The organism is Pseudomonas sp. G166 (assembly GCF_037027455.2).
Classification (GTDB): Bacteria; Pseudomonadota; Gammaproteobacteria; order Pseudomonadales; family Pseudomonadaceae; genus Aquipseudomonas.
Genome location: NZ_CP146985.1, coordinates 4,811,201 through 4,826,101, shown reverse-complemented (window position 1 = coordinate 4,826,101; position 14,901 = coordinate 4,811,201). Strand labels below are relative to the sequence as shown.

The 14,901-nt window shown below is 62.6% G+C and carries 16 protein-coding genes; 15 read left to right on the top strand and 1 reads right to left on the bottom strand.

Features of this window, described 5'->3' with window-relative positions; genetic code table 11:
* The first annotated feature begins 95 nt into the window (after positions 1-95).
* From SGN16_RS21140 to SGN16_RS21125, 4 genes are all read left to right on the top strand, one after another.
* Entirely contained in the window at positions 96-755 is a 660-nt protein-coding gene (locus SGN16_RS21140) for a transglutaminase family protein (protein WP_210639833.1), read from the top strand.
* A 44-nt stretch (positions 756-799) separates the two neighbouring features.
* The gene (locus SGN16_RS21135; RefSeq protein ID WP_335945260.1) at positions 800-1,423 is read left to right on the top strand and encodes a glutathione S-transferase; all 624 of its coding nucleotides are present in this window, start codon (positions 800-802) and stop codon (positions 1,421-1,423) included.
* Positions 1,424-1,554: 131 nt separating this feature from the next.
* The gene (locus SGN16_RS21130; protein WP_135846488.1) at positions 1,555-2,487 is read left to right on the top strand and encodes an ABC transporter ATP-binding protein; all 933 of its coding nucleotides are present in this window, start codon (positions 1,555-1,557) and stop codon (positions 2,485-2,487) included.
* Positions 2,484-3,263 (top strand): ABC transporter permease, encoded by a 780-nt coding sequence (locus SGN16_RS21125; protein WP_210639831.1) that lies wholly within the window; start codon positions 2,484-2,486, stop codon positions 3,261-3,263. Before SGN16_RS21130 ends, SGN16_RS21125 begins: the two co-directional genes overlap by 4 nt.
* Positions 3,264-3,351: 88 nt before the next feature.
* Here the strand turns inward: SGN16_RS21125 and SGN16_RS21120 are convergent, their stop codons facing one another.
* Positions 3,352-3,867: a DUF2062 domain-containing protein gene (locus SGN16_RS21120; RefSeq protein ID WP_210639830.1), complete on the bottom strand. Its 516-nt coding sequence runs from the start codon at positions 3,865-3,867 to the stop codon at positions 3,352-3,354.
* 145 nt (positions 3,868-4,012) lie between these two features.
* Between SGN16_RS21120 and SGN16_RS21115 the strand changes: the two genes are divergently transcribed.
* The 11 genes from SGN16_RS21115 (at position 4,013) to SGN16_RS21065 (ending at position 14,895) form a co-directional block, all read left to right on the top strand.
* The gene (locus SGN16_RS21115; protein ID WP_335945259.1) at positions 4,013-6,259 is read left to right on the top strand and encodes a DNA internalization-related competence protein ComEC/Rec2; all 2,247 of its coding nucleotides are present in this window, start codon (positions 4,013-4,015) and stop codon (positions 6,257-6,259) included.
* A gap of 96 nt (positions 6,260-6,355) precedes the next feature.
* Positions 6,356-6,991, top strand: coding sequence for a MotA/TolQ/ExbB proton channel family protein (locus SGN16_RS21110; RefSeq protein ID WP_210639828.1), 636 nt, complete (start codon positions 6,356-6,358; stop codon positions 6,989-6,991).
* Positions 6,988-7,416, top strand: a complete 429-nt coding sequence (locus tag SGN16_RS21105) for a biopolymer transporter ExbD (protein WP_210639827.1) — start codon at positions 6,988-6,990, stop codon at positions 7,414-7,416. The genes SGN16_RS21110 and SGN16_RS21105 overlap by 4 nt, the downstream gene beginning before the upstream one ends.
* Positions 7,416-8,426 carry a tetraacyldisaccharide 4'-kinase gene (gene lpxK, locus SGN16_RS21100; RefSeq protein WP_210639826.1) on the top strand — a complete coding sequence of 337 codons (1,011 nt, stop codon included), beginning with the start codon at positions 7,416-7,418 and terminating at the stop codon, positions 8,424-8,426. The genes SGN16_RS21105 and lpxK overlap by 1 nt, the downstream gene beginning before the upstream one ends.
* Before the next feature lie 22 nt (positions 8,427-8,448).
* Entirely contained in the window at positions 8,449-8,634 is a 186-nt protein-coding gene (locus SGN16_RS21095) for a Trm112 family protein (RefSeq protein ID WP_003179363.1), read from the top strand.
* The gene (kdsB, locus tag SGN16_RS21090) at positions 8,631-9,395 is read left to right on the top strand and encodes a 3-deoxy-manno-octulosonate cytidylyltransferase (RefSeq protein ID WP_210639825.1); all 765 of its coding nucleotides are present in this window, start codon (positions 8,631-8,633) and stop codon (positions 9,393-9,395) included. Before SGN16_RS21095 ends, kdsB begins: the two co-directional genes overlap by 4 nt.
* Positions 9,395-9,859, top strand: a complete 465-nt coding sequence (locus tag SGN16_RS21085; protein WP_335945258.1) for a low molecular weight protein-tyrosine-phosphatase — start codon at positions 9,395-9,397, stop codon at positions 9,857-9,859. Before kdsB ends, SGN16_RS21085 begins: the two co-directional genes overlap by 1 nt.
* Complete coding sequence (gene murB / locus SGN16_RS21080) at positions 9,856-10,875, top strand: UDP-N-acetylmuramate dehydrogenase (protein ID WP_335945257.1); 1,020 nt, start codon at positions 9,856-9,858, stop codon at positions 10,873-10,875. The genes SGN16_RS21085 and murB overlap by 4 nt, the downstream gene beginning before the upstream one ends.
* Before the next feature lie 266 nt (positions 10,876-11,141).
* Entirely contained in the window at positions 11,142-11,612 is a 471-nt protein-coding gene (locus tag SGN16_RS21075) for a (2Fe-2S)-binding protein (protein ID WP_210639822.1), read from the top strand.
* On the top strand, positions 11,609-13,924 hold the full coding sequence (locus tag SGN16_RS21070) for a xanthine dehydrogenase family protein molybdopterin-binding subunit (RefSeq protein WP_335945256.1): 2,316 nt from the start codon (positions 11,609-11,611) through the stop codon (positions 13,922-13,924). The genes SGN16_RS21075 and SGN16_RS21070 overlap by 4 nt, the downstream gene beginning before the upstream one ends.
* Entirely contained in the window at positions 13,924-14,895 is a 972-nt protein-coding gene (locus SGN16_RS21065; RefSeq protein ID WP_210639820.1) for an XdhC family protein, read from the top strand. Before SGN16_RS21070 ends, SGN16_RS21065 begins: the two co-directional genes overlap by 1 nt.
* The last annotated feature ends 6 nt before the right edge of the window (positions 14,896-14,901 follow it).

Below are 14,901 nucleotides of genomic sequence, written 5' to 3'. Positions count from 1 at the left end.
GGGCTGTGGATAAACTCGGACACAGTCAGGTCCAGTCGACACAAGGACCGAGTCCGACCCTGAGGGGCGGTGATGTTTCTCCAGAGGTCTTCCCCATGCAGCAATACCTGAACCCCGGCCAGTTCATCGACAGCGATCATCCGGCCGTCATCGAGTTCAGCGAAACCCATCGCGGCGCAGGCCGCGAGCCGCTCGAGCAAGCCATCAGCCTTTATTACGCGGTGCGTGAGGCCGTGCGGTACAACCCTTACACCTTCAGTCGCGACCCGGCGACCCTGCGCGGCAGCTACGCGCTGGCGTCAGGCGAAAGTTATTGCGTGCCCAAGGCCACCTTGCTGGCTGGCTGCGCCCGGCATTGCGACATTCCGGCACGCATCGGCCTGGCGGACGTACGCAATCACCTGTCCACGCCGCGCCTGCTGGAATTGCTCAAGAGCGATGTGTTCGCCATGCATGGTTATACCGAGCTGTACCTGAACGACCGCTGGGTCAAAGCCACTCCGGCGTTCAACCAGGGCCTGTGTGAGTTGTTCGATGTGGCACCGCTGGAGTTCGACGGTCGCCAGGACAGTGTTTTCCATCCGTTCAACCGTCAAGGCGCCAAGCTGATGGAGTACGTCACCGACCACGGCCAGTTCGTCGATGTGCCCGAAGCGTTCTTCTTCGAGCACCTGGAAAAATGCTATCCGCACCTGTTCGGCGATCAAGTGCCGCTCCTGCTGGGGGACATGCAGGGCGATTTGAGTCACGGCTGATCCGGCGTATGCTGCTGCGGCATTTATCCATCGAGGAAGCCGTGATGCTGAAGATCTGGGGCCGGAAAAACTCATCGAATGTGCGCAAGGCACTGTGGTGCGCCGAGGAGCTGGGGTTGGCCTACGAGGCCATCGACGCTGGCGGTGCATTTGGAGTGGTCGATACGCCCGAGTATCGCGCGAAGAACCCCAACGGTCGCGTGCCGATGATCGAAGACGACGGTTTCGTGCTCTGGGAATCCAACACCATCGTGCGCTACCTGGCGGCTCGCCATGCAGCGGGATCGGCCTGGTATCCGACCGACCTCCGGGCTCGGGCCACGGCTGAAAAATGGATGGACTGGACCACGTCGTCCTTTGCCGGACCGTTTCGCACGGTGTTCTGGGGTGTCTTGCGCACCCCGGCCGAGCAGCAGGATTGGCCGGCTATCAAGGCGGCGATCAAGGAGTGCGAAGATTTGCTGGCGATGGTCGAGCAGGCCTTGAGTGAACAGCCTTACCTCTCGGGTGATGAAATCGGCATGGGCGATATCCCCCTCGGCAGTTTCATTTATGCCTGGTTCGAGATGCCCATCGAACGGGCTGCGAGGCCGCATCTACAGGCCTGGTACGCGCGGCTGCAAGCGCGTACGGCTTACCGCAAGGCCGTCATGACCGCGTTAACTTAATACTTACTATCGACACACGTGACTGTACTTGTGCGGCGACGCCACGCACCATTGCCTTCGTGCCGTGGTTGTATTGCTCGCCGCGCGCCCTTATCTCATTCTTTCCTCCCTTCTTGGTGCATAAATCCGATATGAGTTCCGCTCTGTCCATCCGGCAGCTAACCAAAACCTACGGCAACGGTTTCCAGGCCTTGAGTGGTATCGATCTGGACGTCGCCGAAGGTGACTTTTTCGCCTTGCTCGGCCCCAATGGTGCCGGCAAATCCACCACCATCGGCATTCTTTCCACCCTGGTGAACAAAACCAGCGGCACGGTGAATATCTTCGGCCATGACCTGGACCGCGAGCCCGCCGCCCTCAAGCGTTGCATTGGCGTAGTGCCCCAGGAGTTCAATTTCAATCAGTTCGAAAAGACCTTCGACATCGTCGTGACCCAGGCGGGCTACTACGGCATCCCGCCGAAGATCGCCAACGAGCGCGCCGAGCAGTACCTGACTCAGTTGGGATTGTGGGACAAGCGTGACGTGCCGTCCCGTTCATTGTCCGGTGGCATGAAGCGTCGGCTGATGATCGCCCGTGCGCTGGTGCACGAGCCGCGCCTGCTGATCCTCGACGAACCGACCGCGGGTGTGGACATCGAGCTGCGTCGTTCAATGTGGACCTTCCTGACTGAATTGAACCAGAAAGGCATCACCATCATCCTCACCACGCACTACCTGGAAGAGGCCGAGCAGCTGTGCCGCAACATCGGCATCATCGACCACGGTACCATCGTCGAGAACACCAGCATGCGGCAGTTGCTCAGCCAGCTGCATGTGGAAACCTTTCTGCTGGACCTGAAAAACGATCTGCAGGTCGCGCCGCAGCTCATCGGCTATCCGGCCCGACTGGTGGACAACCGCACCCTGGAAGTCCAGGTGGACAAAGCCGTCGGCATTACCGGGCTGTTTACCCAACTGGCGTTGCAGCACATTGAAGTGCAGAGCCTGCGCAACAAGACCAATCGCCTCGAGGAGTTGTTCGTGTCCCTGGTGGAGAAAAATCTGGCGAAGGTGGCGGTATGAATTCCGAACTGCGACCCAACCTCATCGCCCTCAATACCATCGTTTACCGCGAAGTCCGGCGTTTCATGCGGATCTGGCCGCAGACCTTGCTGCCGCCTGCCATCACCATGGTTTTGTACTTCGTGATCTTCGGCAACCTGATCGGCCGACAGATCGGCGACATGGGCGGCTTCACGTACATGGACTACATCGTGCCGGGGCTGATCATGATGTCGGTGATCACCAACTCCTACGGCAACGTGGTGTCGAGCTTCTTCGGCAGCAAGTTCCAGCGTTCGATCGAGGAGCTGATGGTCTCGCCGGTTTCGCCCCATACGATCCTCATCGGCTACACCTTGGGTGGCGTGTTGCGCGGCCTGGCGGTGGGCCTGATCGTGACCCTGCTGTCGCTGTTCTTCACTCATTTGCAGGTGCACCACCTGGGGGTGACGGTATTGGTGGTGGTGCTCACGGCGACGATCTTTTCGCTGCTGGGTTTCATCAATGCCGTGTTTGCGCGCAACTTCGATGACATCTCCATCATCCCGACCTTCGTGCTGACGCCGCTGACCTACCTGGGCGGGGTGTTCTACTCGATCTCACTGCTGCCGCCGTTCTGGCAGACCGTGTCCCTGGCCAACCCGGTGCTGCACATGGTCAACGCCTTCCGTTACGGCATCCTTGGGGTTTCGGACATCAAGATCAGCGTCGCGATTACCTTCATGCTGGTGGCGACCGTGGTGCTTTATATCGGCTGCGCGCGGTTGTTGGTCAGTGGGCGGGGGATGCGTACCTAGAACCCTCTGAGGGAGCGAGCCTGCTCGCGATAGCGTCAGTAAAAAACCACAAAAAAGGCCTCCGTTCCCAGGAGGCCTTTTTTGTATCTCACATCCGGCTTTTCTTGCGCCGTTTCCACTGCCGGGTCACCCACCAGCGCCAGTAGCTCATGGTGATGAAGTAGGCCAGGGCACCCAGCACCAGGCCGGTCACCACCGAACCCAGCAGGAACGGTTGCCACAAAGTGGACAGCTGGTCGCTGATCCATTCCCAGCTCAGTTCTTCCGGCAACGTCCGGGCAGGCACATCCATCAGCCAGGCACCGGTCTGGTAGGTGCAGAAAAATACTGCGGGCATGGTGATCGGATTGGTCAGCCAGACCAGGCTCACCGCTATCGGTATATTGCCGCGCACCGTGATGGCCAGCGCCGCGGCCAGCAACATCTGCAAGGGGATCGGCAGGAAAGCGGCAAACAGACCAACGGCCATCGCCCTGGCCACGGAATGGCGATTGAGGTGCCAGAGGTTGGGGTCGTGCAACAGGGTGCCGAGAAAACGTAAGGATTTGTGTTCCCGAATACTCTCTGGGTCTGGCATGTAACGTTTGAATAGGCGCCGGGGCATAAGGCTTCTCGGTCGGTTCAAAGCAGTAAAGCCGCAAGTATGTCCGGATTCTACGGCGGGTAGATTCAGACTTTGTGACAATTGATAACGCCAAGGGTGCCCCTGACCGGCTATGCCTGAAGAGAGGACTCTCAAGGACGGGGTTATGCGCACAGGGTTGGCCGCGCTTGCAGTGGGGTTGTTGGCCCCGGTTTTTCTACCGGCCTTGCCGCCGCCGTGGCTTATTGCAGCCATGCCGGTGCTGGGGCTGATGGTTGTGCCGTTTCGAATTTACCCGCTCGGTTTTTTCCTGTTCGGGCTGGCCTGGGCCTGCTTGTCGGCGCAGTTTGCGCTGGACGAGCGGTTGCCTGCCGCGCTGGACGGCGAAACCCGTTGGGTGGAAGGGCGCGTCGTTGGCTTGCCGCAGTACGGCGAGGGGGCGGTGCGATTCGAACTGGCCGATGCCCATTCACGCCGCACGCCACTACCGTCGTCGATGCGCCTGGCCTGGTTCGGTGGGCCGCCTGTCAGCAGTGGCGAGCGCTGGCGATTGGCTGTGAAGCTCAAACGGCCCTCCGGGTTGCTGAACCCAGACGGTTTCGACTATGAAGCCTGGCTGTTGAGTCGAGGCATCGGGGCGACCGGTACGGTAAAGGATGGCCGTCGCCTGCGTGCGGCCCAGGGGGCCTGGCGCGACGGCGTACGACAGGCTCTGGCCCAAGTGGATGCCCAGGGGCGCTCCGGGGCGCTGGCGGCCTTGGTGCTTGGGGACGGAAGTGGGCTGAGCCGCGATGACTGGCAGGTGTTGCAAGATACCGGCACCGTTCATTTACTGGTGATATCCGGGCAGCACATCGGGCTGCTCGCCGGCCTGGTGTACCTGCTGGTAGCCGGTGCGGCGCGCTATGGCGTGTGGCCGGTGCGTCTGCCGTGGTTGCCCTGGGCCTGCGCGCTGGCCTTCACCGCAGCGTTGGGCTACGGCCTGCTCGCTGGGTTCGAGGTGCCAGTGCGGCGGGCTTGCGCGATGATCGGCCTGGTGCTGCTCTGGCGCTTGCGCTTCAAGCATCCGGACCCCTGGTGGGCATGGCTGCTGGCCTTCACCGGAGTGCTGGTGTTCGATCCGCTGGCCAGCTTGCGGCCGGGGTTCTGGTTATCGTTTGCGGCGGTGGCGATCTTGATGTTCACCTTTGGCGCTCGTCTGGGGCCCTGGCGCTGGTGGCAAACCTGGACCCGTGCCCAATGGCTGGTGGCGGTCGGCTTGTGTCCGTTGTTGTTGCTATTGGGCTTGCCGGTCAGTCTCAGTGGGCCATTGGTGAACCTGCTGGCGGTGCCCTGGATCAGCCTGTTGGTGTTGCCGTTGGCACTGCTCGGCACGGCGTTGTTGCCCGTGCCGTTCATGGGTGAAGGGTTGCTGTGGGTGGCCGGTGGCTTGCTCGATCTGATGTTCAAGGGGCTGGCGCTGGCTGCCGGGCGAATGCCGGCGTGGATACCTGTTTCGGTCCCGCTCTGGGCCTGGTGCATCGCCGCTCTCGGGGCTTTTTTGCTGTTGCTGCCCAAGGGCGTACCGCTGCGGGTGCTGGGGTGGCCGATGCTGCTGTTGCTGGTTTTTCCGCCGCGAGAAAGCGTGCCGCAAGGCCATGCCGAAATCTGGCATCTGGACGTTGGCCAAGGGCTTGCGGTGCTTGTGCGCACCCGTCGTCATACCCTGCTCTACGATGCGGGGCCGCGCTTTGGCGAGGCCGACGCGGGCGAGCGCGTCGTGCTGCCGACGTTGCGTAAGCTGGGGGTGCCGGCATTGGATCTGATGCTGCTCAGCCATGCCGACGCCGATCACGCCGGTGGTGCCCGCGCTGTGCACAACGGCCTGGCAACGACGCGGGTGATCAGTGGCGATCCGGGCGCGCTACCTGATGAGCTGCAGGCCGGAGCATGCGATAGCAGCGAGCGTTGGGAGTGGGATGGGGTCAGCTTCGAGCTGTGGCAATGGTCCGCTGCCCTTGAAAGCAACCAGAAGTCCTGCGTCTTGCTGGTCGAGGCTGGCGGCGAGCGCTTGCTGCTGACCGGCGACATCGATAGCCAGGCTGAGCGCGCCTTGCTCGACGGGCCGCTGGCCTTGCCAATCCAGTGGCTGGCGGCCCCGCATCATGGCAGCCGCAGCTCCTCGTCGATGACGTTGTTGTCGCGCCTCAAACCGCATTCGGTGCTGATCTCCCGGGGGCAAGGCAATGCGTTCGGTCATCCCCATCCCCGGGTGATCGCCCGTTACCGACGGCTGGGCATGGCGATCTACGACAGTGCTGAACAGGGCGCCATTCGTCTGCAACTGGGCGCCTTCGAGCCGCCATTCACCCAGGCCGGGCAGCGGCGGTATTGGCGGGATCCGCCGTCTGCGGGGCTGCGGACCGAACATTGACCGGGGTCAGCTCCCGCGACGGACTTATCGGCAGGTCGGGCCTCCAAGGCGAGTCTGTATGATAAAGTGGCGCACTTTTTCGAGGGGGCTGTCACTGTGTGGGAATTGGTCAAATCCGGCGGCTGGATGATGTTGCCGATCATTCTGAGTTCCATCGCGGCACTGGGTATCGTTGCCGAACGCCTGTGGACCCTGCGGGCCAGCCGCGTGACCCCGGAGCATCTGCTGGGGCAGGTGTGGGTCTGGATCAAGGACAAGCAACTGAACAAGGACAAGCTCAAGGAGCTGCGGGCCAGTTCGCCCCTGGGCGAAATCCTCGCCGCGGGCCTGGCCAATTCCAAGCATGGTCGCGAGATCATGAAGGAATGCATCGAGGAGGCCGCCGCCCGCGTCATCCATGAACTGGAGCGCTATATCAACGCCCTGGGCACCATCGCCGCCATGGCCCCGTTGCTGGGCCTGCTGGGGACGGTGCTGGGCATGATCGACATTTTCAGCGCGTTCACCGGCTCCGGCATGACCACCAACGCCTCGGTATTGGCCGGTGGTATTTCCAAGGCCCTGATCACCACCGCCGCGGGCCTGATGGTGGGGATCCCTTCGGTATTTTTCCATCGGTTCCTGCAACGGCGCATCGACGAGCTCGTGGTGGGCATGGAGCAGGAAGCCATCAAGCTGGTCGAGGTGGTGCAAGGCGACCGTGACGTGGACCTGGCCGGGGGCAAGAAGTGAAATTCCGCCGCAAGCCTCGGGAAAACATCGAGATCAACCTCGCGTCGCTGATTGACGTGGTGTTCATCCTGCTGCTGTTTTTCGTCGTGACCACCACCTTCACCCGGGAAACCCAGCTCAAGGTTGAATTGCCGCAAGCCGTCAGTGGCTCACCGGCCGAAGACCAGCAAACCAAGAACCTGGAAATCACCATCAGCGCCGAAGGGGCGTTCTCGGTGAACAACCAGTTGCTCCCAAAGAGTGACCTGGCGAGCCTGATCGACGCCCTGCAGAAGGAGTCCGGCGGCGACACCAACCTGCCGCTGTCCATCAGCGCCGATGGCAAGACCCCTCATCAATCGGTCATCACCGCCATGGACGCGGCCGGCAAGCTCGGCTTCAGCCATCTGCGCATGACCACGGTCGAGGCGGCGCCTGCACCCTGATGGCCATGTCCGATCGCTTGCTTGCCGCGTGGTACGACGGTCACCCAGCCCTGACATTGCTGCGGCCGCTGGAGTGGCTGTACCGGCGGGTGGTAGTGGGTAAGCGTGAGCGCTTCCTGGCGGGAGAGGGCCAGATCTACCAACCGCCCGTGCCACTGATCGTGGTCGGCAACATCACGGTCGGCGGCACCGGCAAGACGCCGTTGATCCTGTGGATGATCCAGCACTGCCAGCGCAGTGGCTTGCGGGTTGGGGTGGTCAGCCGGGGTTACGGCGCCCAGCCGCCGCAACTGCCGTGGCGGGTCGAGGCCGAGCAGGGCGCCAACCTCGCGGGCGACGAACCGCTATTGATCGTACAGCGCACTGGCGTGCCGTTGATGATCGATCCCGATCGCAGCCGCGCGGTCCGGGCGCTGCTGCAAGCCGAGCCGCTGGACCTGATCCTGTCCGATGACGGCATGCAGCATTATCGGATGGCCCGGGACCTTGAACTGGTGTTGATCGACAACGCCCGTGGCCTGGGTAACCGGCGTTGTCTGCCTGCCGGTCCGTTGCGCGAACCGGTCGAGCGCCTGCAATCGGTCGACGCCGTGCTTTACAACGGCGCCAGTGCCGACCGCGAAGACGGTTTCGCCTTCGAGTTGCGGCCCACCGCGCTGGTGAACCTGGCCAGTGGCGAACGTCGTCCGCTCGATCATTTTCCACCCGGCCAGGCCCTGCACGCCGTGGCCGGCATCGGCAACCCCCAGCGTTTCTTCAAGACCCTCGAAACGCTACACTGGCGGCCAATACCGCACGGGTTTGCCGACCATGCCGAATACAGCGCCCAGGCGTTGAATTTCACGCCTTCGTTGCCAGTGGTCATGACGGAAAAGGACGCGGTCAAATGCCGTGCCTTCGCCGCGTCTGACTGGTGGTACCTGGCGGTAGACGCAGCGCCGTCGCCGGCCTTCGCGGCCTGGTTCGACACACAGTTGATGCGCCTGTTGCCGGATCGGCTTTTGCCTTAAACCTTTTATCCAGGGGAATTCCATGGACACCAAATTGCTCGACATTCTGGCCTGCCCGGTCTGCAAAGGCCCGCTCAAGCTCAGCGCCGACAAGACCGAACTGATCAGCAAGGGCGCTGGCCTGGCCTACCCGATTCGCGATGGCATCCCGGTGATGCTCGAAAGCGAAGCCCGCACCCTGACCACCGACGAGCGTCTGGATAAATGACTGCTGCCTTTACCGTTGTCATTCCGTCACGTTTTGCCTCGACGCGCCTGCCAGGCAAACCCTTGCTGTTGATTGCAGGCAAGCCGATGATCCAGCATGTCTGGGAACAGGCCTGCAAGAGCAGCGCCCAGCGCGTGGTGGTGGCGACCGACGATGCGCGCATCGTGGAAGCCTGCAAGGGCTTTGGCGCCGAGGTGGTCCTGACTCGCGAAGATCATAGTTCCGGCACCGATCGCCTGGCGGAAGTCGCCGAGAAACTGGGGCTGGAACCCGACGCCATCGTGGTCAATGTACAGGGCGACGAGCCGTTGATCCCGCCCAGCGTGATCGATCAGGTCGCCGCGAACCTGGCGGCCCACACCGAGGCGCGCATGGCCACCCTGGCCGAGCCGATCGAGGATGTGCAGACCCTGTTCAACCCCAGCGTGGTCAAGGTTGTCAGTGACATCAACGGCCTGGCGCTGACTTTCAGCCGCGCGATACTGCCGTGGGCCCGGGACGCGTTTGCCCAGAACCCCGATGTGCTGCCCGAAGGCGTGCCGTACCGCCGCCACATTGGTATCTATGCCTACCGCGCCGGTTTCCTCCAGGACTTCGTCGCCTGGGGTCCATGCTGGCTGGAAAGCACTGAATCCCTGGAACAGCTGCGTGCCCTGTGGCATGGCGTGCGGATCCATGTTGCCGATGCACTGATCGCCCCGCCGACCGGCGTGGACACTGCCGAAGACCTCGAGCGCGTTCGTCGCCTGCTGGAGGCCTGATGCGGGTTCTGTTCGTCTGCCTCGGCAACATCTGCCGCTCGCCCACCGCCGAGGGCATCCTGCGGCATAAGCTGCGCGAAGCCGGGTTGGCCGGGCAGGTGGAAGTGGCTTCCGCCGGCACCGGTGACTGGCACGTCGGCAAGGCTCCGGACAAGCGCAGTCAGGCTGCGGCCCTGCGGCGTGGCTACGACCTGTCGGCCCAGCGCGCGCAACAGGTGACCCGTGCCGACTTCGCCGCCTACGACCTGATCCTGGCGATGGACAGCAGCAACCTGCGCCACCTCAAGGCCCTGCAACCGGCCAATGCCAGGGCCGAGCTGGACCTGTTCCTGCGTCGCTACGAGGCTGAACTCGATGATGTGCCGGACCCGTACTACGACGGTGAGCAGGGCTTCGAGCAGGTGTTGGACCTGATCGAACGCGCCACGCATCGCCTGGTGATCGAATTGAAGGGGCGGTTATGACCTTGCAGGTACGGGCGGGCGTCAGCCTCAAGCCTTTCAACAGTTTCGGGGTGGACGTCACTGCCCGGTTGTTTGCCGAAGCTCACAGCGATGGCGATGTTCGCGAGGCGTTGGCCTATGCATCCGAGCATGAGGTGCCGTTGCTGGTGATCGGCGGCGGCAGCAACCTGCTGCTGACCGGCGATATCGATGCGCTGGTGCTGCGCATGGCCAGCCACGGCATTCGCCTGCTCAGCGATGACGGCGAACGCGTGGTGGTCGAAGCCGAAGCAGGGGAGCCGTGGCATCCTTTCGTCCAGCACACACTGGCGCAAGGTTGGGCGGGATTGGAAAACCTCAGCCTGATTCCCGGTACGGTCGGGGCGGCACCGATGCAAAACATCGGCGCCTACGGCGTAGAGATCAAGGACGTGTTCGCCGGCCTTACCGCGCTGGATCGCCAGACCGGTGAGCTGCGCGATTTCACCCTTGAAGAATGCCGTTTCGCCTACCGCGACAGTCTGTTCAAACAGCAAGTGGGACGTTGGCTGATCCTGCGGGTGCGCTTTGCCCTCAGTCGCGCCGCGCACCTGCACCTGGAGTACGGTCCGGTGCGTCAACGGTTGACCGAGCAGGGCATCGAGCACGCCACACCCACCGATGTCAGTCGGGCCATTTGCAGCATCCGCAGCGAAAAACTCCCGGACCCGGCCGTGCTGGGCAACGCTGGCAGTTTCTTCAAGAACCCGCTGGTGCCGGCTACGCACGTGGCTCAACTCAAGGTGAAATACCCGGACCTGGTGGCTTATCCACAGCCTGAAGGACAGATGAAAATCGCCGCCGGCTGGTTGATCGAGCACGCCGGCTGGAAAGGCTTTCGCGAAGGTGACGCTGGGGTGCATAAGTTGCAGGCGTTGGTGCTGGTCAACTACGGCAAGGCCACGGGCCCGCAACTGTTGGATCTGGCCCTGCGTATCCAGAAAGACATTGCCGAGCGTTTCCAGGTCGAGCTGGAAATGGAGCCCAATCGGTATTGAGCCGGGCTTTCGCAAGCGCCTGAAAAAACGCCCTGCACACCCTGCGCACGATCATTTGTGCAGGATTGTGCAGGGCGTTTTGCTTGGTCCTGGGTTAATTTAGCTCGCTGACGATGCGATCCTTGCATCCTTAAGGCCCGATGCAGACGCCTGCGTGCGTATGCGTAAGAGAGCCCGATCAGCCTGAGCCAGTCTGCGACAACCGAACCGTCACCCAAACGGCAGATTGCTCGACCCCATAACTCGATAACTATGCGGGCGTGCCCATGATTACCCTGAAACTCAATGGAAAAGACCATCAACTGGATGTGACCGAGGACATGCCACTGCTGTGGGCCATTCGGGACGTGGCCGGTTACAACGGCACCAAATTCGGCTGTGGCATGGGCCTGTGCGGCGCGTGCACCATCCACATCGATGGCGCCCCGGCGCGCAGTTGCATTACGCCGATCGGCTCTGTGAATGGGCAAGATGTCAGCACCATCGACGCGCTGCATGCCGATCCGGTCGGGCAGATCGTCCAGAAGGCCTGGCTCGATAGCGCCGTGGCCCAGTGCGGCTACTGCCAGGGCGGGCAGATCATGTCCGCGACCGCCTTGCTCAAGACCAACCCCAACCCGAGCGATGAGCAGATCGAAGAAGCCATGGTCGGCAACATCTGCCGCTGTGGCACCTATAACCGGATCAAGACCGCGATCCGCCAGGCCTCCACTCACCTGAAGGAGGCCAAGGCATGAGCCGCTTGCCCAATGATTTTGTGCTGAGCAATCTCAGTCGTCGTGGTTTCCTCAAAGGTGCGAGCGCCACCGGTGTGCTGGTGCTGGCCGCCAGTTGGGGCCTGCCGGAGGCCTTTGCCGAGGAAAAGAAATTCGGCGCCGAGGGCATGCCCCATGGTGCGGTCGACGACCCCAAGGTGTACGTGAGCATTGCCGCCGACGGCAGCGTGACGGTGATCTGCAACCGTTCGGAAATGGGGCAGGGCGTGCGCACCAGCCTGAGCATGGTAGTGGCCGATGAGCTGGAGGCCGACTGGGCGCGGGTACTGGTCAAGCAGGCGCCGGCCGATGAAGCGCGCTTCGGCAACCAGGACACCGACGGCTCTCGCAGCATGCGTCACTGGTATGAGCCGATGCGCCGTTGCGGCGCTGCCGCCCGGACCATGCTGGAGCAGGCCGCCGCTGCGCAGTGGAATGTCCCGGTGGCTGAATGTCGCGCTCAATTGCACAAAGTGTTGCACCAACCTTCCGGTCGCGAATTGGGCTATGGCGCTTTGGCCGCCGCCGCCAGTGCCTTGCCGGTGCCGGCCCGTGACAGCTTGCGCCTCAAGCAGCCTGCGGAATTTCGCTACATCGGCAAGGAAGCGACCCGGGCCATCGACGGTGAAGACATCGTCAATGGCCGTGCCGTGTACGGTGCCGACGTGCATTTCGATGGCATGCTCTACGCTGTCGTGGCTCGCCCAGCGGTCTATGGTGGCAAGGTCAAGACCGTGGACAGCAGCGCCGCGCTGAAAGTACCGGGCGTGGTCAAGGTGGTGCCGATCGAAGGCCGCCCGTTGCCCTCGGAATTCCAGCCCCTGGGCGGTGTGGCGGTGGTGGCGAAAAACACCTGGGCGGCGATCAAGGGGCGTGAAGCGCTGAAGATCGAGTGGGACGACGGACCGAATGCCGGTTATGACTCCATCGCCTATCGTAAGGAATTGGAAGCGGCTGCCCTCAATCCCGGAAAAGTCGTACGCAGCACCGGTGACCTCGACGACGCGCTGGCCAAGGCCGATTCAACCCTGGAAGCTTCGTATTACTTGCCGCACCTGTCTCAGTCGCCGATGGAGCCGATGGTCGCCGTCGCCCGTTTCAAGGATGGCCAGTGCGAAGCCTGGGCACCGAGCCAGGCCCCACAAGTGACCCGTGAGCGTATCGCCGAACGATTGGGAATTCCTTTCGACAAGGTCACGGTAAACATCACGTTGCTCGGTGGCGGTTTCGGACGCAAGTCCAAGCCCGATTTCGTCGTCGAAGCAGCCGTGCTCGCCAAGGAATTTCCAGGCCAGCCGATACGAGTGCAATGGACCCGCGAGGACGACATCCATCACTCGTATTTCCACACGGTGTCGGTCGAATACCTGAAGGCCGGCCTGAACCAGGACGGCATGCCGTCCGGCTGGCTGCACCGCACCGTAGCCCCGAGCATCACCGCGTTGTTTGCGCCGGGCATGACCCATGAAGCACCGTTCGAAATAGGCATGGGCGTGACCAACATGGCCTACGCCATTCCCAACCTGCGCCTGGAAAACCCCGAAGCGGTGGCCCATGCCCGGGTGGGCTGGTATCGCTCGGTGTCGAACATCCCCCACGGTTTTGCGATCCAGAGTTTCATCGACGAATTGGCCCATAAGGCCGGCCAGGATCCGCTGAAGTACCAGGTCAAATTGCTCGGGCCGGACCGTAAGATCGATCCGCGCACCTTGAGCGAAGAATGGAACTACGGCGAATCCCCCGAACGTTACCCCATCGATACTGCGAGGATTCGCACGGTGCTGGAAACCGCTGCGAAGGCTGCCGGTTGGGGGCGAAAACTGCCCAAGGGCCGTGGCCTGGGACTGGCGGTGCACTACAGCTTTGTGACCTACGTGGCGGCGGTGATCGAGGTGGAGGTCAAGGACGATGGCACGGTGATCGTGCACAAGGCGGACATTGCCGTGGACTGCGGCCCACAGATCAACCCCGAGCGCATTCGCTCCCAGTTCGAAGGTGCCTGTGTCATGGGCCTGGGTAACGCGATGGTGGGGGAAATCAGCTTCAAGGACGGCAAAGTGCAGCAGGACAATTTCCACATGTACGAAGTGGCGCGCATGTCCTTGGCGCCCAAGGAAGTGGCAGTGCATCTGGTCATGCCGCCGGGCGAAGTGCCATTGGGCGGTGTCGGTGAGCCGGGCGTGCCGCCGATTGCGCCGGCGTTGTGCAACGCGATTTTTGCCGCCACCGGCAAGCGCATCCGCAACCTGCCTGTGCGCTATCAGCTGCAAGGCTGGCAACAGGCCAAAGCCTGATGGACAGCGTTGATCTGAATGTCCTGCGCAGCGTGCTCGAGTGGCGCCGCGCCGGGCAGCGGGTAGTGCTGTTCACCGTGGTCCAGACCTGGGGCACCGCGCCGAGGCCGCCAGGTGCAATGCTCGCCCTGCGTGAGGATGGCGTGGTGATTGGTTCGGTGTCGGGCGGTTGTGTCGAGGATGACCTCATCGCCCGGCTCCATGACGGCCGTATTCCGGCGGATGGTCCGCCGGTGCAACTGATCACCTATGGCGTCACTCGCGAAGAGGCGGCGCGCTTCGGCCTGCCGTGCGGTGGCACCTTGCGCCTGACAGAGGAGCGGGTCGGCGACCCACAGTGGGTCGCTGAACTGTTGGAGCGCTGCGAAGCCCATGAAATCGTCGCCCGTGAGCTGACCGTCGCCAGCGGTCGTGTAGTCCTGACCCCGGCCAGCAAGACCGACGCCCTGGTGTTCGATGGGCAGGTCCTGCGGGCCATTTATGGCCCACGTTGGCGGTTGTTGCTGATCGGTGCGGGGCAGCTGTCGCGCTACGTGGCGGAAATGGCCCGGCTGCTGGATTTCGAAGTGCTGATCTGCGATCCGCGCAAGGAGTTTGTCTACGGTTGGGAAGAGCAGCATGGCCGTTTCGTCTCGGGGATGCCCGACGAGGCCGTGTTGAGCATCCAGACCGACGAGCGCACGGCCATCGTCGCCTTGACCCATGATCCGCGCCTGGACGACATGGCGCTGCTCACAGCCCTGGACTCCAGGGCTTTTTATGTCGGCGCCCTGGGCTCGCGGGTCAACAGTCAAAAGCGCCGGGAAAATCTGGCTCAGCTAGGCTTGTCTGCAGAGGCCATTGCACGCTTGCATGGGCCGATCGGCTTGCACATCGGCAGTCACACCCCGGCGGAAATCGCCTTGTCGCTGCTGGCCGAAATCGTGGCGATCAAGAATGGCGTTGAACTGCGGCAGAAAAAACCGCTGTGAGCCGCA